The organism is Prevotella jejuni (assembly GCF_900187995.1).
Classification (GTDB): domain Bacteria; phylum Bacteroidota; class Bacteroidia; order Bacteroidales; family Bacteroidaceae; genus Prevotella; species Prevotella jejuni.
Genome location: NZ_FZNZ01000011.1, coordinates 75,381 through 94,822 on the forward strand (window position 1 = coordinate 75,381; position 19,442 = coordinate 94,822).

At 41.2% G+C, this 19,442-nt stretch carries 16 protein-coding genes; 4 read left to right on the forward strand and 12 right to left on the reverse strand.

The window, feature by feature from the left end; all coding sequences use genetic code 11:
* Positions 1-360: 360 nt before the first annotated feature.
* From CHB62_RS05600 to CHB62_RS05650, 11 genes are all read right to left on the reverse strand, one after another.
* The gene (locus CHB62_RS05600) at positions 361-1,800 is read right to left on the reverse strand and encodes an NADH-quinone oxidoreductase subunit N (RefSeq protein ID WP_089366026.1); all 1,440 of its coding nucleotides are present in this window, start codon (positions 1,798-1,800) and stop codon (positions 361-363) included.
* A gap of 12 nt (positions 1,801-1,812) precedes the next feature.
* Positions 1,813-3,324, reverse strand: a complete 1,512-nt coding sequence (locus tag CHB62_RS05605; RefSeq protein ID WP_089366027.1) for a complex I subunit 4 family protein — start codon at positions 3,322-3,324, stop codon at positions 1,813-1,815.
* Between the two features lie 4 nt (positions 3,325-3,328).
* Positions 3,329-5,383, reverse strand: coding sequence for an NADH-quinone oxidoreductase subunit 5 family protein (locus CHB62_RS05610; protein ID WP_089366028.1), 2,055 nt, complete (start codon positions 5,381-5,383; stop codon positions 3,329-3,331).
* A 12-nt stretch (positions 5,384-5,395) separates the two neighbouring features.
* Entirely contained in the window at positions 5,396-5,704 is a 309-nt protein-coding gene (nuoK, locus tag CHB62_RS05615; protein ID WP_004360908.1) for an NADH-quinone oxidoreductase subunit NuoK, read from the reverse strand.
* Positions 5,701-6,240 carry an NADH-quinone oxidoreductase subunit J family protein gene (locus tag CHB62_RS05620; protein WP_089366029.1) on the reverse strand — a complete coding sequence of 180 codons (540 nt, stop codon included), beginning with the start codon at positions 6,238-6,240 and terminating at the stop codon, positions 5,701-5,703. Before CHB62_RS05620 ends, nuoK begins: the two co-directional genes overlap by 4 nt.
* Before the next feature lie 12 nt (positions 6,241-6,252).
* Positions 6,253-6,789, reverse strand: coding sequence for a 4Fe-4S dicluster domain-containing protein (locus CHB62_RS05625; protein WP_089366030.1), 537 nt, complete (start codon positions 6,787-6,789; stop codon positions 6,253-6,255).
* Positions 6,790-6,801: 12 nt separating this feature from the next.
* Positions 6,802-7,893, reverse strand: coding sequence for an NADH-quinone oxidoreductase subunit NuoH (gene nuoH, locus CHB62_RS05630; RefSeq protein ID WP_089366031.1), 1,092 nt, complete (start codon positions 7,891-7,893; stop codon positions 6,802-6,804).
* 44 nt (positions 7,894-7,937) lie between these two features.
* A complete protein-coding gene (locus CHB62_RS05635; protein WP_089366032.1) occupies positions 7,938-9,512 on the reverse strand; it encodes an NADH-quinone oxidoreductase subunit D-related protein in 1,575 nt (524 codons plus the stop codon).
* A gap of 18 nt (positions 9,513-9,530) precedes the next feature.
* Positions 9,531-10,460, reverse strand: a complete 930-nt coding sequence (locus tag CHB62_RS05640; protein ID WP_089366033.1) for an NADH-quinone oxidoreductase subunit B — start codon at positions 10,458-10,460, stop codon at positions 9,531-9,533.
* Entirely contained in the window at positions 10,451-10,801 is a 351-nt protein-coding gene (locus CHB62_RS05645; protein WP_089366034.1) for an NADH-quinone oxidoreductase subunit A, read from the reverse strand. Before CHB62_RS05645 ends, CHB62_RS05640 begins: the two co-directional genes overlap by 10 nt.
* Positions 10,802-11,085: 284 nt before the next feature.
* A complete protein-coding gene (locus tag CHB62_RS05650; RefSeq protein ID WP_089366035.1) occupies positions 11,086-11,976 on the reverse strand; it encodes an ATPase in 891 nt (296 codons plus the stop codon).
* A 184-nt stretch (positions 11,977-12,160) separates the two neighbouring features.
* On the opposite strand from CHB62_RS05650, the gene CHB62_RS05655 reads away from it, so the two are divergent.
* On the forward strand, positions 12,161-14,524 hold the full coding sequence (locus CHB62_RS05655) for a mechanosensitive ion channel domain-containing protein (protein ID WP_089366036.1): 2,364 nt from the start codon (positions 12,161-12,163) through the stop codon (positions 14,522-14,524).
* Between the two features lie 889 nt (positions 14,525-15,413).
* Here CHB62_RS05655 and CHB62_RS05660 read toward each other — a convergent pair.
* Positions 15,414-15,965: an outer membrane beta-barrel protein gene (locus CHB62_RS05660; protein ID WP_089366037.1), complete on the reverse strand. Its 552-nt coding sequence runs from the start codon at positions 15,963-15,965 to the stop codon at positions 15,414-15,416.
* Between the two features lie 281 nt (positions 15,966-16,246).
* On the opposite strand from CHB62_RS05660, the gene kdsA reads away from it, so the two are divergent.
* From kdsA to CHB62_RS05675, 3 genes are all read left to right on the forward strand, one after another.
* Positions 16,247-17,005 carry a 3-deoxy-8-phosphooctulonate synthase gene (kdsA, locus tag CHB62_RS05665; protein WP_089366038.1) on the forward strand — a complete coding sequence of 253 codons (759 nt, stop codon included), beginning with the start codon at positions 16,247-16,249 and terminating at the stop codon, positions 17,003-17,005.
* On the forward strand, positions 17,002-17,973 hold the full coding sequence (locus tag CHB62_RS05670) for a KpsF/GutQ family sugar-phosphate isomerase (RefSeq protein ID WP_089366039.1): 972 nt from the start codon (positions 17,002-17,004) through the stop codon (positions 17,971-17,973). Before kdsA ends, CHB62_RS05670 begins: the two co-directional genes overlap by 4 nt.
* 87 nt (positions 17,974-18,060) lie before the next feature.
* On the forward strand, positions 18,061-19,407 hold the full coding sequence (locus tag CHB62_RS05675; RefSeq protein WP_176414843.1) for a phospholipase D-like domain-containing protein: 1,347 nt from the start codon (positions 18,061-18,063) through the stop codon (positions 19,405-19,407).
* Positions 19,408-19,442 lie beyond the last annotated feature (35 nt).

Genomic DNA, 19,442 nt, shown 5'->3' on the forward strand with positions numbered 1-19,442 from the left:
TATATATAATTCTTATTACTATGGTATTGTTTCCTAACATCTTTTATTTTCTTATCGGCATCTTGTCTGTCTTTATAACTTGACGTAGCCCGCTACGCCTGCATTACAAAGTCAAACAATCTACTCGATAATAAAACAAAATATGTTTAGGATCTAATGAGCGATTTGGGATAATACATCAGAAAAAGATGAGAGGGAAAGGGCATTATAATCATCATATAATAAGAGATTAATGACTAACTGATACAAAAAGCGGTATCATCTCTCACCCATCATAAACCATAATCAACAAAAAATCGCCCAAGGATTTACCGAAACCCTTGGGCGATTTATATACTTATTTAATAAGTCTGTAGCCTATTAAACTGCTGCTGCAATCCACTCATATACAAAGCTGCAAACACCGAAGAGGAGGATACCTGCCATGCAGATAGCCAAAGCGAACTTAGTGTTACAGTCACTCTTGAAGGTTGGCAATGGATTGTCTGTACGAACAATATACATAGCCTTTACAATCTTAAGATAGTAGTAGAGTGAAATAACAGTGTTGAGCAAAGCGATGAATACAACTCCGTAAGCCCATGCTCCCATTGTGGTGTTGATGTCAGCACCATTAACGCCTGACATGAAGATGAAGAACTTAGAGAACATACCTGCAAACGGAGGAATACCACCGAGTGAGAACATCGCTAAGGTCATCAAGAAGCTCAGTCGTGGGTTGGTTTGATAGAAACCATTGTAATCATCAATATTCGTCTTACCACCATTGTTCTGCTCTACAACAGAGATAATAGTGAAGACTGCCATGTTAGCAACAACATAAATCAGAACGTAGTAACTAAGTGCTGCAACTGAATTTGCCCAATTATTACCAATAGCTGCCAACATAATATAACCTGCCTGAGAGATTGAACTGAAAGCCATGAAACGCTTCAACTCGTTCTGACGTACAGCAAAGAGGTTGGCAATAGTAATTGAAAGAACAACTACAATCATCAGCAATACGTGCCAGTATTCCATCATGTCACCGAAGACATGGAAGAGAATACTCAACAATGTGAAGGCTGCAGCACCCTTTGAGATTACGCTTAAATAACCAGTAACAGTTGTTGGTGCACCTTGATAGGTATCAGCTGTCCAGAAGTGGAATGGAACAAGAGAAATCTTGAAGCCAAGACCACTGAAAAAGAACACAAGACCCATGATTACCAATGGGGTTGCCTGCATCTTTGTAGCGATATCAGCGAAGTAAAGAGTACCAAACTGACCATAGAGGAAGCTGATACCATAGAGCATTACACCGCTTGAGAAGGTTGCTGTCAAGATAAACTTAGCTGCGCCTTCTGCAGAATTCTTACGATACATATCGAAAGCAACAGTACATGCCAAAGGTACAGATGCCATTTCAAGACCGAGGAAGAACATCAGGAAGTTGCCTGCGCTCATCATGGTAAACATACCGAGCAATGTTGAAACAATGAGCATATAGAACTCAGCTTCTTTACCGCTCTTTGCAGCCCAAACACGACTCTGAACGACAACGATAAAGGTACCCATAGAGAGGATAGCCTTCATCACATCAACAGCAGGTGTTGTTTCATACATACCACCGAACAGATTCTGTGTGCCCATAGGATAAAGACACACGAAGGTGTTCAAAAGCAAGAGTACAGAAGCCAGCGGATTGAACCACTTGCGTTCTTCAGTCTTTGCCGTTGCAAAGTCAGCAACGAACAAAACAATCAGGATGGCAATGAGACTTGCCTCCGGAATCATCTTAAAGAAATCACTATAATTCATTTCGCCAGTTTATTAAAGATTACCCAAATTTGGTATATATGTGAAGATGTGATCAAAGATAGGATGAACCGCATCCATAATCATATTCTCAAAGAAGAGTGGGCAGAGACCTAAACCTGCAACGCAGAAGATTAGACAGCCAATAGCGAATCGCTCGTCCCATGTAGCATCATGTAACTCATAGAACTTCTTGTTTGGAATTTTCTGGAAGAGAATCTTTCCTACCACTCGTAAGATGTATACAGCAGTGATTACAATTGCTGTACAAGCAATGATTGTTGCTACACGATGGAATGTACCTGCATTCTCAAATGAACCTACGAAGATTGTCATCTCAGCAACGAAGCCTGAGAAACCTGGCAAACCAAGGTTAGCAAGACCTGCTACTACATAAGATACAGCCAAGAATGGGATAACCTTCATAAGACCACCAAGGTAACGAACATCACGTGTTCCTGCACGGTGATAAATCATACCGATACATGCAAAGAACAAGGCTGTCATCAAACCGTGTGAAAGCATCTGGAGAATAGCACCTGTGATAGCAGTCTGTGTGGTCATAACCAATGCAAAGAGTACCATACCACAGTGTGAAACTGAAGAATAAGCATTGATATACTTCAAGTCAGTCTGTACACAAGCTGAAAGTGCACCATATACTACAGAGATTGTTGTCAACACAAGGAATACTGGTGCCCACATCTCCAATGCATCAGGCATAAGGAACATTGCAATACGCAAACAACCGTAGCCACCAAGCTTCATCAATACACCAGCGTGGAGCATTGATACTGCTGTAGGCGCTGAAGCGTGACCGTCAGGAGACCATGTGTGGAATGGGAACAAAGCACCGAGTACACCAAAACCAATAAACACCAATGGGAAGAAGATGTTCTGGATGTTCTTAGGCATAGCATGCATACGTGCTAACTCCATTACATCCATTGTGGTAGCACCACTAAAGTAGTAGATACCAAGGATGCCGAGTACCAAGAGAGCAGAACCACCCATCAACATCAAGGTAAGCTTCATTGCTGAATACTCCTTAGGACCAGTACCCCATACACCGATGAGTAGGTACATTGGAATCAGAGCAACCTCATAGAACATGAACATGGTGAACATATCCGTAGAGATAAAGAAGCCAAATACACCTGAAGACAAGAGTACAAACCAAAGGAAGTATTCTTTCTTCATTGGTTCAAGCTGCCAGCTGGCAAAAGTACCTGTGAAAACAATGATTGCAGAAAGCAAAATCATTACAACAGAGATACCATCTACACCTACCGAGAAGGCAATATTTAGAGGCTTGAACCACATTACGGAGTTTGTCAACAGCATCGCATCATGATTACCTGCGTTGCGCTGCTGAACGAAATAAACAGTCAGCCAGATTGCACCTATCAAAAGTGCCGTAGAGCCGGCTACCATCACACCGCGTACCTGATTATCATTCTTCGCTACCCAAAGGGCGAAAAGCATCAGGGCGGGGATAATTACAAATACAGTTAATATCCAACTCATTTCTTTAAATCAAGCAAAGTAATACTAATGTTAATGCTACAGTACCAGTGATGAACCATACGGCATACTGACGAACATCGCCACTCTGCCATGAACGGATAGACTCACCAGCCTCTTGTGTACCCCAAGCCATGAAATTAAACGTACCATCAATAACGTGGCGGTCGAACCATGCGATTGGAATAGAGAAGCAACGGAATACAATCTTGTGTGTAAAGAACTGCCATGCGTTATCAATATAGAATCTGTTGAGGGCAGCCTTGTGCAAACGTGGGAAGGTACGCTGCAAAGCATCAGCAACAGGTTGCTTCTTACCAGCATACATCCAAGTTGCAAGAGCGAAACCGATAAGTGCGGCAAAGATACTGGTTGTAGCAATGCTCCAGTCAATATGGATATCATAGCTGAGACCATTAGCACTCACAAAGTGGCCAAATGGGATCCAACCTGCAGTGATAGAGATAATTGCGAGGAATACCAATGGACCCCACATTACGAAAGGTACTTCCTGTGGACGTCGACGGTTCTCTGGGTCCTGCTCGTAGTAAGACTCACCCCAGAAGATTACGTAGTAGAGACGGAACATATAGAATGCTGTCATGCCAGCTACGAGTGTCATAATCCACTTCAAAGCCTGTCCTTCTACACCAGGAAGTGCATTACATGCTGAGATAATCTCATCCTTAGAGAAGAAACCTGCAAATGGAGGAATACCTGCAATTGCCAAGCAACCAATCAAGAAACAGATATTCGTAATTGGCATGTATTTGTGCAAACCACCCATATACTCCTTGAAGTTGCTACCAATAATAACAATAATAGCACCAGAGCAAAGGAAGAGCAGAGCCTTGAACATTGCATGAGTAAAGAGGTGGAACATTGCTGCCATATAGCCGAGACCACCATGGTGGAGATACTCTGCACTATAGAATGAACCGTGCTCCTTCTCATAGAAGCAAACACCAAGTGCAACGAGCATGTAAGCAATCTGTGAGATAGTAGAGAATGCCAAACCACGCTTAATATCACGCTGAGCACAAGCTACTGCTGCTGCATAGAAAGCTGTGAAAGCAGCAATCCAAGCAATCCAATGGAGTTGCTCCTGTGCACCAAACTGCACATAGATTGGCAACAATGATGCAACCTGGAAGACACCGGCAACAACCATCGTAGCTGCGTGAATCAATGCAGATACAGGTGTTGGGCCCTCCATAGCATCTGGCAACCAGATATGCAATGGGAACATCGCAGACTTACCAGCACCACCAATGAACATCAAGAAAAGAGCTGTTGGGAGTACCCAAGTCAAATGTGGATTCTTAGCCAAACCACTCAATGTCTCAACAAGACCTGGGTTTACACTGAGATCATAGTTAAATGTTCCAACATAAAAACTGAAGAACAAGATACCAATCAAGAAGAACAAGTCAGCAAAACGTGTGACAATAAAAGCCTTCTTGCTGGCATGAACTGCAGTGTGCTTTGGATAATAGAATCCAATCAACAGATATGAACATACACCTACCAACTCCCAGAAGAGATACATCTGGAAAATATTAGTTGCCACTACAAGGCCAAGCATTGACATCGTAAAGAGTGACAGGTAGGCATAGAAACGCTGGAAGCCGTGCTCATACTCCTCAAACTTATAATTCTCATCACGTTCAGCCATATAACCGAATGAATAGATGTGAACCATCAAGCTGACAGTAGTAATGACGATTAACATCATCACACTGATTGGAGAAAGACGGAAACCAATGTTGAATGTCAAAAGTTCAGTAAACTTCAACCATGTAATGTTGAAGACTGTAACAGTTGGGTATGTACCATTTGCCAAACGACCATCAGTTACATTGAAGGTCTCGCCCATAGCTGTATACTCACCAGTATAGAAGAAATAATGGTAAGCAGTGTAGAGGCTAAGCACAAATAGTGTTCCCAACATACAGGTGCCGATAATACCAGCGACCTTGCGAGGCATCTTCATACCGAACAAGCCAAGCACAACAGCGCTTAGGAACGGGAGAAGAAGTATCAAAAATGCGTAATCAAACATATTTGTTTCTCTTTATAATTTCATATTTTCAATACTGTTCACCTGATCGCTGTGGAAATGACGGTAAACATTGATGATAATAGCGAGTGCAACAGCTGATTCAGCAGCACTTACACCGATAGAGAAAAGAGTAAAGAACATACCCTCATATCCATCAGGGAAAAGTAAACGGTTGAATGCAGCAAAGTTGATATCTACGCTATTGAGAACTAACTCTACGGAGATAAGCATTGCAACAAGGTTGCGACGGGTTACAAAACCAAATACTCCGATAAAGAACAATAGTCCACTAAGGACAAAGAAATATCCTACTGGTATCATTTGCTTTCCTCCTTCTTTTTGTTATTCAATATAACTAAGCCACCAATGATACAAGCCAAAAGGAATACAGAGATGAACTCAAATGGGAGAACATAACCATACTTATCAGCTGTCATCAAATTACGACCGATGGTTTCCATTGTAACCTCATTTGATAAAGAATCACCGTTCACTACAGTGTGACGCAAAACTTCATTCTTTAACAGAACAAGGATTACTGTACCAAAACCAACTAAAGCAATGAAGGCTGCAAGGAAAGTACGCTTTCCTAACCAACGCTCAGAAAGACCCTGCAATGTACGCTTACTTACTAACTGAATAGCGAAAATGTACATCATTGTGATACCACCAGCATAAATACTGATTTGAGCAGCACCAAGGAATGTGTAATCGAGCAGGAAGTAGAGACCTGCAACGCCAAAGAGCACAAACAGCAATGCTGTCGCAGCTCGCATGATACGCTTCGTCGACACGCAGAATACGGCTGAAGCCAGTATAATAACGGCGAGAACCGCAAACATAATTAATCTTGCCATATCTCTAAACCTTTATTTCTTTTTAGTATTGAATGTTCCTACCTTCCAGTCTGCACCACCGTCGATAAGGTCTGGCAGTGAACCTCCTTCATATACCTCTTTATCAAGGTGAAGAATTAACTTAGAACGGTCGAAGACAGCATTTTCGAAATCATTCGTAAACTCAATTGCATCGAAGTTGCAGGCATTAACACACAACTCACAGAACATGCAATCGCCTAAGTCATACTCATAATCAACGAGCTGTTTCTTCTTCTTACCTGTCTCTTCGTTGGTAACCATCTCTGAAAGAATCTTGATAGTACCATTAGGACAAGCCTTCTCACACATTGTACAAGCAGTACACTTGTGATTCTTTTCTTCGTCACGCTTGAAGACCAAACGGCCACGGTGACGCTTGGCTACGTGAAGGGTTGTCTTGCGATTCTCAGGATACTGCTCGGTAGACTTTGGTGTGAAGTATTCCTTCATGGTCACCTTCATACCCGTAGCAAGTGTCTTGAGTGCGCTCCCGACCTCACCAAAATATGATAGTTTTTTATCTTCCATTCTCTTTAACCATTAATAGTGAATCGTCCAACCGAATGCAACACACACCGTCATCAACACAAGGATAACCAATGATAGTGGCATAAGATACTTCCACTCTAATTTCAGAATCTGATCGATACGGAGACGTGGGAATGTCCACTTAATCCACATCAGCAAGAATACTACTGCGAATGTTTTACCAAGGAACCAAACAAGACCTGGAATATAATTCATAATAGCATCAAAGCCATCTAATCCAATGTTCAAAGGAGCCCAACCACCTAAGAATACAGTAGTTGCAATACCTGCTACAACAAATAGATTAAGGTACTCTGCCAAGTAGTAAAAACCAAATCCCATACCACTATACTCTGTATGATAACCTGCAGTCAACTCACTCTCAGCTTCTGCCAAGTCGAACGGACCACGATTAGCCTCCGCATTACCCGCAATACAGAATACAAGGAAAGCCAAGATAGCTGGGATATGTCCTTGTACTATCAACCACTGCCAAGGACCAGTCTGAGCTTCGACTATACCTGAAATCTGCATTGTTTGTGTTAGGATAACAGCAGAGATTAAACATACACCTAATGACAATTCGTATGAAATCATCTGTACTGCTCCACGCATAGCAGATAGGACTGAATATTTATTATTACTACCCCATCCAGCAATGAATACTCCAACAACACCAATAGAACTAATGGCGGTCACCAGGAAGATACCTACATTGAAATCAAGGATATGAGCACCTTTATTCCAAGGAAGGAAAGAGAATGTACCGACAGATGCGATAATAACCAAGAAAGGTGCCAAATAATAAAGTAGCTTATCCGCTTTATCTACAGCAAAGATTTCCTTAATCAACATCTTCAACACATCAGCTAAGACCTGTAAAGTTCCCCACCATCCTACTCTGACAGGGCCAATACGGCACTGGAAATAGGCGCAGACCTTACGCTCCATAAAGATAAGTACTATTGCAAGTAAAGCATAAGCAAGAAGTATTGCCAATCCCACCACAACGCACTCAATCAGAACGGCCCAAAAATTACTTAGTCCACAAGTGACACGAAGCAATTCATCGAACCATTTTGTAACTATACTAAAATCGAACATAGTATGAATTTAATTCTTAATTGATTACTTTATTGATAACCATGTTAGCGGTCAATATCAGGGATAACGAAGTCAAGCGCAGCACCAGTAGTCACCAAGTCGGCAATCTTCTGACCACGTAACATCTTATCCATGGCGCCAACAAGTGTCAGACCCATTGGGCGGAATTTCAAACGATATGCTGTCTTGTCACCACGTGAATCCAGATAAGCACCAAACTCACCACTTGCACCCTCAACAGAGAAGTACCACTGTCCCTCAGGAACCTTGATGATTGGTTTCTGTTTAATATAGAACTCACCCTCAGGGATATTATCAATCAACTGCTCAATGATATTGAGGCTCTGATAAATCTCCTGTATATGACAATAGTAACGATCCATAGAATCGCCGTGTGTCAAAGTTATCTGTTCGAAGTCAACCTTGTCATACATGGCGTATGGATGGTTCTTACGAACATCATTCTTCCAACCACTTGCACGACCAGCAGGACCAGTCACACCATAACTAATGCAATCCTTCTCATCCATTACACCAACATTGCAGAAACGTTGGTGAGTAATGACATTATCACCAAAGACATCCAAATACTCTTGTACCATTGGACGTAAGTATTTGCAAAGTTCTTTCACGTTTGAAACAAAGTTTGGATCTATATCAGCCTGCAAACCACCTATTCTATAATAGTTCTGAATCAGGCGACCACCAGTCGTCTCTTCCATTACATTCAACACATGCTCACGATCACGCATACCATAAAGGAAGGCTGTGAGGGCGCCTAAGTCTTGAGCGCAACAAGATGTATAAAGGAGGTGATTGTCAATACGCTGCAACTCATCCATAATAGTACGGATATAGAGGATACGCTCAGACAACTCAATGCCCATACCTTCCTCTATAACACCAACAAGTGCATGACGATGCATCATTGCTGACAGATAGTTCATACGGTCAGTCAATGCCAAAGTCTGTGGATAAGTAAACTGCTCACAAAGCTTCTCAATACCACGATGGATATATCCCAAGTGTGGATAGATCTTGGTTACCGTCTCTCCATCCAACACAGTCTGCAAACGAAGCACACCGTGAGTAGATGGGTGCTGAGGACCGATATTCACAACGAAATTATCATCAGTGAATAGCGCATGTTGTGTCTGAACAAGTTCACCTTCATTATTGAGATTCCATTCTGTTGTTGTATCAACTTCTACATCATCCTCCGTTGTGTACATGTTCTTCTTTGGATCCATGTCATAATCCTTACGGAGTGGATATCCCTTAAAGTCGTTTCTTAGGTAGAGACGACGCATATCAGGGTGACCAAGGAACTTGATACCATAGAAATCATAAACCTCACGCTCTAATAAGTCTGCATCATTCCAAAGCTGATAGACAGAAGGAATAACAGACTCCTCCCCTACCTTCTTTGCAAGTTGCTTTACAGAGCAACGTTCATGAGTATTTGTATTCTCAAGGATATAGATACATCCAAGACCTTCCTCTACACCAAAGTCTTCACCGACAACAGTTACAAGGTAATCGAAATGCTTCTCATTCTTTAGCTTTGCCATCTCAGAAGCAAAGCTATCAAAACCGAACTCTTTATTTTCTAATTTCATTCTCGCGTACCTTATATATTAATTATTAGTAGAAGTCTCGTCTGAAACCTTACCTGTTGCACCTATCTGATCGATTTCTTTACCCAACTTTTCAACATCTTCCTTTGTTACAGGCTGGTCAACAACAATCGTATCTTTCTTTGGAACAACAGTTTCTGAAGAAGATGCAACCGCAGCTTCCTTTGGTTTCTCAGCTGCTTCAGCAGGCTTAACAGCAGCAGGAGCAGGCTTAGCGACAGGACGTGCTGGCTTTGGAGCAGGTTTCTTTGCCTCGTTCCAAGCAGCCTCACGCTTCTCCTTTATCTCCTCTGGATTAATACCTAACTTCTCTTCAAAGATGAGCTCAGAATTACTCTTACCTAATTCACGCTCTTCAGCTGTCTGCTTATGGTTAACACCACCGAAGAATTTCTCGACCTTCACCTTGCGTTGAAGCTGCATCATACCATAGATAATGGCCTCTGGACGTGGAGGACAACCAGGGATATAAACATCCACAGGGATAATCTCATCAATACCACGCATAACGTGATAGCTATCCTTAAATGGACCACCAGAGATAGCACAACCACCGACAGCAATTACATACTTAGGCTCAGCCATCTGATCATACAGACGCTTCAATGCTGGAGCCATCTTATTCGTAATTGTACCAGCACACATAATCAAGTCAGCCTGACGTGGTGAGTTACGTGTAACCTCAAATCCAAAGCGAGAGAAGTCATAACGTGCACATCCAACAGACATAAACTCAATACCACAACATGATGTTGCGAAGGTTAGCGACCAAAGAGAATTACTACGACCCCAGTTGATGAGCTGATCCAAGTTACCGAGAACAAGGTTTGTACCACCATCGTTCAATTCGCTTGCCATTTTGCTAAGCGTGTCATTGTCTTTCCATTCTTCGTATGGAAGAGACTTGATTTTTGGCTTTCTTATTTCCATTCAAGTGCTCCTTTCCGCCAAGCATACGCAAGACCAAATACTAATACCAGCATAAAGAAACCAATCGTTGCAAGTGCGAGTGGACCGGTTTCTTTTACAACGACTGCCCATGGATAGAGGAATACTGTCTCCACGTCAAACATCAAGAAGAGGATAGCAAAGAGGTAGTAACCGATATGTACTGGTAACCAAGAGGTTCCGTAAGTCGGTATACCACACTCGTAAGGCTCACCCTTCGCTGGATTGTATGAACGCGGACCAATCAACTTAGCGATAGCATAAGCTGCCACTACCAAGAATGCGGCCGTTATCAAAACGGTAACAAAAAGTGTGAAATACATAAACTTTATATATAGCTATAATTTAATTGTGCAATCTTGCTCTTAATGTAATATGTTTTAAAACATCTGCAAAGTTACAAAATTATTTGAGAACAACTGCATTTTGAACAGAAAAACATACCACTTTTTGCAAACTCTACTTTACAAACGACGTATTGCCATATTTACAAGACGATAATCGGTTGTCTGTTAAATACATTGTATTAATTATTTGTTGTTCTCAAAGGGCAGAGAGAACAGGCTACATAAATATCAGATTCACAAGTCATAATTAACAATTCATCCTAAGAATAATATTCAATCAAACCCTCTATAGGTGAGGCTATCACCTTACCAACTTGATAATCGAAGCGATTAGCACTGGCTCTTAATTGCGGTTCAAAAGCTGCTGCTATCCCTCCAACCGCAGAAATAGTACGGATTGGAGATGACTTATACTTCAAGATATTTTTCTTAAAGAAATTATCGAAATTATATTCTACTAAAGCCTCTAATTCAGTATGTTGCAAGTTGTCTTTGATAAATCTTGAGATCCCTGCTAAAAAGCGGTTTGCAAGTGGTTGACGATATACTTTATCAATAATTTCAGGATAGCTCAATCCGCTCCATTCTAAATACAGATCACGTATCTCTGTTGGCAAATCACCTTTGAAGATGCCATTGAGTAATAACTTTCCAAGAACAGCTCCACTGCCTTCGTCTCCCAAGATATAACCCAAAGGGGGGATATTTGCAACAATCTGCTCGCCATCATACTGACAGCTATTAGCACCAGTACCTAATATACAAGCGATTCCTGCCTCATGCCCGCATACTGCATGAGCTGCACCTAACAAATCGCTCTCTACTTTCACCGAAGCAGAAGGGAATGCCATGCCGAGTGCTTCACTTACAATGGGTGAAAGATTCTTCGTACATCCAGCCCCATAAAAGTATATCTGTGTGACCAACTTGGCTATATCTGTCTTCCTTAGAGAATTGTTGTTTTGTTCAGTAGCCTTGATTAACGCTGGTATTAGCTCCTGTTCTAATGTATGTAAAATGACATCCTTCGACTGATGAAAAGGATTCAATCCCTGTGTACGGACTCTCAGAACGCACTTACTGGTATCTGTTGGTAGACTTATCAATGCCCAGTCTGTTTTAGAACCTCCACTATCGGCAATTAATATCATAGTGCTCTTTTTTCGTGCAAACTTACGATTTTTTATTCGTTTACACGCCATGTGACATAAGAAAAGCACAAACAAAGCTATCTTTAGTATCATTTTACATTCCTATACAGCCCTAAATGGTAAAGTTTCCGTATCTTTGTACACCTATATAATACATAACAACCTTTTTTAGAGTCAAACAGATATGCGCAAAAAGCTATTTTTTATCACTATATTACTTTTCATCCTCACACTGCCGACACATGCTGTTCTACAAGAGGACTCACTAAAAAACTCTCTACAAGTACTACGCTCTGAACTGATTGCGCAGCATTTAGAACTAACAAAACAGCTGAATAAATCAAGATTTATTACCGAACAAGTTACAAGCCAACTGAAGGAGATTGGTGATAATTCTGCTCAAATATCCTTGATGCTTTATTCTCAAAAGACGGATAACATCTTCGACCTTACTTATGCCTGCCAACAAGCGACCGAATTATGGAAAGACTTTCAAACCAAGACCCGTCCCTTCCACGACCTTATCACAGAAAGTAATGAAGAGATAGCACGCTACGACTCATTAATCAACGTACTTAGTACGATGTATATCTTTGGTCTCACGCCTAAGATGAAGACCGACCGTAACGTCTGTCTTACCCTTGCAGCAAGTATTCGAAGGATGCTAAAAGAGCGCAACGACTCCTATAAAGAATACATCCAATACTATAAGTTTAGCCAACAACAATTAGAAGCACTCGATGCCTACGCACAGAAAAGGTATGAGGAGATACAGTCTGGTATCTTTACGAACTCTGGAGACAACTATTTCAAGTTCCTAAAGACTGCCCGACTACGCTTCAACCAAATGAACACAACACTCTCCGAGAAATACACTTCCGACCCTGTTGTTGCCTCACAATGGGATGTAAAGTGGATTATCACACTTTTTAGTATGATACTCATTTATGGTTTAATAGCCATCCTTATCAACTATCTGAGTATTCGCTTCTTAGTGACTAAGGTCATGAAAACCAATAGGTTTGAGCAGAAGAGTCATGCTTTCCTTGCAAAGCGTACGTGTATTATTATGTTGGCTTCCGTGATTACGTTTAGTATCATACTTGTTATCATCAGATTGTTCTCGCCTTCTAATTTCGTACACATGGCTTGCAGCCTACTCTTAGAGTACACATGGATGCTGACAGTTATCTTTGCTTCCCTGCTCCTGCGTGTAGAAGGCTCACAGACACACAACGCTTATCGCATCTACTATCCATTGATAATGATTGGGTTCTTCGTCATTACCTTCCGTATTGTAATGCTCCCAAGCTCTATCGTGACGCTCCTCTTCCCGCCTCTATTACTTATCGACACCTTGTGGCAGGCAAGAATGATTTACAGATATCACAAGCTTGTACCTCGTTACGACCTGAACTTCGCTTATATGTCTCAACTTGTCTTTGTCTTCTCACTTGTGAGTGCATGGATAGGATATACGATGTTTGCCGTACAAGTAATTATCTGGTGGTCAATGCAATTGGCATGTATTCTTACAATCGCCTTCTTCAAAGACTATCTGAATCAATATAGAGCTAAACACCCTATCAAGAACTTATCGCCTATAAAGGTATGGGCACTACGCTTCATAGACATTGTTCTCATCCCTATTGCTTTGGTCATATCTTTCTTTATGGCCGTTTATTGGGCAACAGACGTGTTCAATCTTAGTGGGTTGACTTGGGATTTGATTCGTGACAACTTCATTGACTCTACGAACATAAAGATTAGTGTCTACGCCATAGCCGTTGTAACCATTCTTTGGTTCGTATTTAATTATCTAAACCTAACGATTCGTGATGCAATCAAATTGTATCTCAAACGAAACGACCCATCAACAGCTGAAGCACGTGCAACAATGTATATCAATGTCTTACAGGTTGTTATCTGGGGTGCATGGCTATTAACTACACTTAGCATCATCAAGGTCAGCAGCACATGGTTGGTCGTTGTGACGGGTGGACTGTCAACGGGTATAGGTTTTGCGATGAAGGATATCCTCGAAAACATCTATTATGGCATCTCTCTGATGGCTGGTCGTATCAAGATTGGCGACTACATCATTTGTGATGACATTCGTGGTAGGGTAAGCTCTATCAGCTATACATCGACTATGATAGAAGCCCTCGATGGTTCGGTTATTGCTTTCCAAAACTCACAACTATTCACCAAGAACTACAAGAACATGACAAAGAATCATGGTTATGAGTTGGATATCCTTGAGGTTGGAGTAGCTTATGGGACTAATATTAAGGAGGTAAAAGCTCTTCTTACAGACGCTATAACTTCATTGGGAGTCACTTACGAAGCACAACCAGTCGTTGTCAGACTTAAAAGTTTTGATGATAGCTGCATTACATTGAGCATTATTGTTTGGCTGAATGTATTTACACGAGGTAGTGACATTGGTGATATCATGGAATGTATCTACGAGACGCTTAATAAGAATGGCATTGAAATCCCATTCCCACAGCGTGAAATCACTATCAAACAACAAAATAATAATTAAGTGACGGGACTATTCATGTATTCAAAATGCATCAAAGCTTGAATAATACCATTACTATATAATTAGTTATCAGTGACTCATTCTATTCTTTCATGGCAGCTAACACAAGCCTTAAGTTCCTTTCTTACGAACGGGAGGAATATGTACACGAGTAGTACGGAGTATAAACACGAAAAAAATCGAGGGTAAAATATCTGTTTATATTGTATTGCTGTGCGCAAAAATTAGTATTGATCTGCGAGTAAAAGAATACATTTTACTCCCCTTACCAATACCCACTATTAGACATTTAATCCTATTTTCTTTCGAAGAAAAGTTGGAGAACAGGACAAGTAAAGGCTGAAATGATATTATCTCTCTTTGCTCATTGAATACAATATAACAGCGAGTTCTATCTCGGTAGATACTCCCTTTCTTTCGGAAAGACTGGAGAGAAAGCTACTTTTTTTACTTCCTTAGAATCCACTATATGCTCTATAAGGTAATAGAAGACGCCTACCTGCAATTGAGAACATGCCCTTCTTGCTCATAGAAGACGCCCTTCTTAGGGCAAGAAAGGCGTCTTCTTCAGCGCTACTTGTAATATATTGATTTCGTGAGAGTTACAAGCTAACATTTAGGAAAGATTATACTCTTTTTTTGAGAATGATTTACTCAATATTTTGTAATGACTTTTCACAAGCCTACTAATTCCTTTGAAGTATGGAGAGAATACTAAATTAATCTACTGGAAACGATGATAGCTAAAAAAAGAGGTCTTTCTTCCTTCACAGAGAAATACAGGTTTTGGCATGCAGGTAGGCACCACAAGGGAAAGAAACAGAAACGAAAAGAGGAACGCTAAACAGCGTTCCTCCATATAATTATTAAGTTTCTTCAACCCGATTGATTAGAAGTTGTAATATACACCGAAGGTGATATTGTTACCATTAAGAGATGCACCCCAAACGTTATTTGCCTTAGCACCACTTACGTCATACTTAGCAGACTTCCATCCAACGAAACCAATGTGACTTACGAAGCTTACCTTTGGGCTGAGGTTAACTGCGAGACCTGGTCTCAAACCTGCTTCCCACTGATTAATAGATGGAGTTGCAGCATCAGCATGGTTGTAGTGAGCATAACCGAAACCGCCATCTACGAAAGCATTTACATACTTAGAGCGTACGAAAGTGTAACGAGCGTATGGTGCAACCTTAACGTAGTTACGAGCACCAGTCTCAAATTCTACAGGGTCACCCTTACCCCAACCGAGTGTAGTACCGATTGCCCAGTCACCGTTGATGTTGTAACCAACTTCTGGGAGGAACTGATAAGTAGTAACAGCATCAGACCCGTCTGTCTTAGAAGAAGCGATACCAACGCTACCACCAACGTAAACCTGTGCGCTAGCAGCAAGTGAAACGAATGCTACTGCAAGTGACAATAAAATCTTTTTCATAATAGAAAACTTTTTAATTAATACTGAATTATATCTGTTTTACCTTGTGCTATATATCCCAACAACCGTTTAAGCCGTAAGAGACAATAAGCTTTGTTTTCTGTGTGCAAAGTAAAGGGTTTTCTATTAAACTGCCAAATTTTACGCATAAGTTTTACTTTAAACATCTAAATGAACGTTAATTACTTGTCTCTTCACCTTATTATATATAACTTTGTACTCACTTCTGGCAGAAAATATCAGCCCTTCATGGTAAAAGAAGCTATTTATATAATCGAATAATGATGAATAAACCTACCTTCATTGCAGGTCCCTGCGTTATAGAAAGTCAAGAGCTTCTCGGCATTGTAGCCGAAGAGTTAGTGCGACTCAACAATAAATACGACATCGATATCATCTTCAAAGCGAGCTTTGATAAAGCTAATCGAACGAGTATACACTCCTTTCGTGGTCCAGGACTTGAGAAGGGTCTTGAGATGTTACAGGCTATCAAGGATAAATATGGACTACGCCTGTTGACTGATATTCACGAGAGTTATCAAGCTAAAGCCGTAGGAGACGTCGTTGATGTCATTCAGATACCAGCCTTCCTATGTCGACAAACAGACTTATTAGCGGCTGCCGCAAAGACAGGCAAGATTGTAAACATAAAGAAAGCACAATTCCTTAGTGGCAGAGACATGCGTTATCCTGTTCAGAAATGCCAAGAGAGCGAAGCTAAAGAGGTGTGGCTGACGGAGCGTGGGAACTGTTTTGGATACAACAACCTTGTTGTTGATTTTCGAAACATACCTGACATGAAAGAGATTGTTCCCGATGTCATTATGGATTGTACGCATAGTGTACAGAGACCAAGCGCTGGAGACGGGAAAACTGTGGGCGATCGCAAGTTCGTACCATCAATGGCTTTGGCAGCTAAAGCGTTCGGTGCAACAGGTTACTTCTTTGAGGTCCACCCTACACCAGACGCTGGATTGTCTGATGCAGCCAATATGTTAGAGCTTGAAAAGTTAGACGAATTAATAGGAAAACTAATATGATGGAAGCAGAAGAGAGATTGACGCAAGTCAGAGCGTATGCCACACAATGTATAAAAGAGGAGGCAGACGCAACACTCAACTTAATAAATCAGTTGGATGAGAACTTTGATAAGGCCGTTAGCTTGATGTATCATTGTACGGGTAAAATCATTGTTACCGGTGTTGGCAAGAGTGGAAATATAGGTGCAAAGATAGCGGCAACACTCTCTTCAACAGGTACACCTGCTTTCTTCGTCAATCCCTTAGACGCTTATCATGGTGACTTGGGGGTAATGACCAAGGAGGATGTCGTCTTAGCCCTGTCTAATTCCGGTCAAACAGACGAATTGCTCCGTTTCATTCCGATAGTTCTTCACATGGATATCCCTATTATAGGAATGAGTGCCAACCCTAATTCCCTATTGGCAAAGTATTCTACAGCCCACCTAAAAGTATGGGTCGAGAAGGAAGCCTGTCCTCTCAACCTTGCTCCAACCAGCTCGACAACAGCTGCACTGGTCATGGGTGACGCATTAGCAGTTGCTCTCATGCGTGTTCGTGACTTCAAGCCACAGGATTTCGCACAGTTCCATCCAGGTGGAGAGTTAGGTAAACGTCTACTGACAACAGCACAAGATGTTATGCGTTCAGACGAACTTCCTATCATACCAAAGGATATGCACTTAGGCGAAGCAATCATACATGTCAGCAAAGGTAAGCTCGGCTTGGGTGTATCGGTTGATAATGGGAAAGTGATAGGACTGATAACTGATGGCGATATCCGTAGAGCTATGGAGCATTGGCAGGCAGAATTCTTTGATCATACGGTCAGTGACATTATGACAAAGAGCCCTAAAACGGTCTTGCCAACAACAAAGATAACAGAGATTCAGCATATTATGCAGCAAAACAAAATCCATACTGTATTGGTATGCGATAAGGAGAAACACCTTTTAGGTGTTGTAGACCATTATAGCTGTATGCTGTAAAGATAAGATGCGATTATCTTATCTATGTATTTATATTGAGTGGGACAATCTATTACAACAATAGATTGCTACTGCTATCGACGAAAAATGAGAGAGATAAAAGTAAGTTTTAGCATAAGAAAAACCATCACAACGGTGATGGCACTATATAGTATAATATGTCCAACACATCTTTCAGCACAGACGGAGGCGCAAGGCTCTTTAGCTGAAAGACATGAGATGACGGCAGATAGGGCTGATTCTTTGATTGTTAACCAGCTTAGAAAGAAAGGTGTACACTTCTCTCACAACAACTCTGTGACCTTACTTACAACAGGAAGGGAAAAGTTTAATGACCTTTTTAAGGCGATTGACCAAGCACGTTCGAGTATTCATCTGGAATACTTCAACTTTCGTAATGACTCTATCAATGAGGAGTTGATTAAGCATTTAGCAGCAAAAGCAAAAGAGGGGGTTGAGGTGAGGGCCGTCTTCGACGGCTTTGGCAATGCAAGTAATAATCGCCCTATGAAGAAAAAGAACTTGAAATCTATCCGTGAAAAGGGTATTCAGATTTACGAGTTCAAGCCTATGGAGTTCCCGTGGTTGCATGATATCTTCAATCGTGACCATCGCAAGATTGTTGTCATTGATGGGAAGGTGGCTTACACAGGTGGGATGAATGTGGCAGACTACTACATCAATGGTACTAAAGTCGTTGGTTCATGGCATGACATGCACTGTCGTATAGAGGGAGATGAGGTTAACACGCTTCAAAACATCTTTTTAAGAATGTGGTATTTGGCATCAGGACAGAAGATACATGGTGCAAAATACTATCGTGGTGTATCTAATGCCGATTATATAAAAGGCTTAAAACAAGACACTTGTGGTACTGTTGGGAATAAAATGGTTGGTATCATCAACCGTGAACCACATACATCAAAAGATATTATCCGCTACTTCTATGTTAATGCTATCAATGATGCGAAAGATAGTATCAAGCTTATCAACCCTTATTTCACACTAAGTAGGGCCTTGAAGAAGGCTTTACGCAATGCTGCTAAACGAGGTGTAAAGGTGGAGATACTACTCAGTGTGAAGAGTGATATCCCTCTAACCCCTGACTGTGGGTTCTATAATGCACACAAATTAATGAAAGAAGGATGTATTGTTTGGCTGTATGAGAAAGGCTTCCACCACACAAAGATTATTACTGTAGATGGTCAATTCTGTACCGTTGGATCGGCCAATCTTAATGCAAGAAGTCTTCGTTGGGACCGTGAAGAGAATGCTGTCATTATAGACGCATGTACGACTCACGAGTTAGATAACCTTTTTGAGGCACAAAAGAAAGATAGTTTTAAACTGACAGAAACTAAGTGGAAACAATGGCGCACACCTTGGCAACGTTTCCGTGGATGGTTTGCTCATCTATTATCTCCTTTCTTATAATAATAGAAAGGAGATATATAAAGGTTGAGATTAAG

What these genes read in the sequence shown, in the direction of transcription:
- CHB62_RS05600 (WP_089366026.1), bottom strand. Translation starts at nt 1,800, where the DNA reads ATGAATTATAGTGATTTCTTTAAGATGATTCCGGAGGCAAGTCTCATT.
- CHB62_RS05605 (WP_089366027.1), bottom strand. Translation starts at nt 3,324, where the DNA reads ATGAGTTGGATATTAACTGTATTTGTAATTATCCCCGCCCTGATGCTT.
- CHB62_RS05610 (WP_089366028.1), bottom strand. Translation starts at nt 5,383, where the DNA reads ATGTTTGATTACGCATTTTTGATACTTCTTCTCCCGTTCCTAAGCGCT.
- nuoK (WP_004360908.1), bottom strand. Translation starts at nt 5,704, where the DNA reads ATGATACCAGTAGGATATTTCTTTGTCCTTAGTGGACTATTGTTCTTT.
- CHB62_RS05620 (WP_089366029.1), bottom strand. Translation starts at nt 6,240, where the DNA reads ATGGCAAGATTAATTATGTTTGCGGTTCTCGCCGTTATTATACTGGCT.
- CHB62_RS05625 (WP_089366030.1), bottom strand. Translation starts at nt 6,789, where the DNA reads ATGGAAGATAAAAAACTATCATATTTTGGTGAGGTCGGGAGCGCACTC.
- nuoH (WP_089366031.1), bottom strand. Translation starts at nt 7,893, where the DNA reads ATGTTCGATTTTAGTATAGTTACAAAATGGTTCGATGAATTGCTTCGT.
- CHB62_RS05635 (WP_089366032.1), bottom strand. Translation starts at nt 9,512, where the DNA reads ATGAAATTAGAAAATAAAGAGTTCGGTTTTGATAGCTTTGCTTCTGAG.
- CHB62_RS05640 (WP_089366033.1), bottom strand. Translation starts at nt 10,460, where the DNA reads ATGGAAATAAGAAAGCCAAAAATCAAGTCTCTTCCATACGAAGAATGG.
- CHB62_RS05645 (WP_089366034.1), bottom strand. Translation starts at nt 10,801, where the DNA reads ATGTATTTCACACTTTTTGTTACCGTTTTGATAACGGCCGCATTCTTG.
- CHB62_RS05650 (WP_089366035.1), bottom strand. Translation starts at nt 11,976, where the DNA reads ATGATATTAATTGCCGATAGTGGAGGTTCTAAAACAGACTGGGCATTG.
- CHB62_RS05655 (WP_089366036.1), top strand. Translation starts at nt 12,161, where the DNA reads ATGCGCAAAAAGCTATTTTTTATCACTATATTACTTTTCATCCTCACA.
- CHB62_RS05660 (WP_089366037.1), bottom strand. Translation starts at nt 15,965, where the DNA reads ATGAAAAAGATTTTATTGTCACTTGCAGTAGCATTCGTTTCACTTGCT.
- kdsA (WP_089366038.1), top strand. Translation starts at nt 16,247, where the DNA reads ATGATGAATAAACCTACCTTCATTGCAGGTCCCTGCGTTATAGAAAGT.
- CHB62_RS05670 (WP_089366039.1), top strand. Translation starts at nt 17,002, where the DNA reads ATGATGGAAGCAGAAGAGAGATTGACGCAAGTCAGAGCGTATGCCACA.
- CHB62_RS05675 (WP_176414843.1), top strand. Translation starts at nt 18,061, where the DNA reads ATGAGAGAGATAAAAGTAAGTTTTAGCATAAGAAAAACCATCACAACG.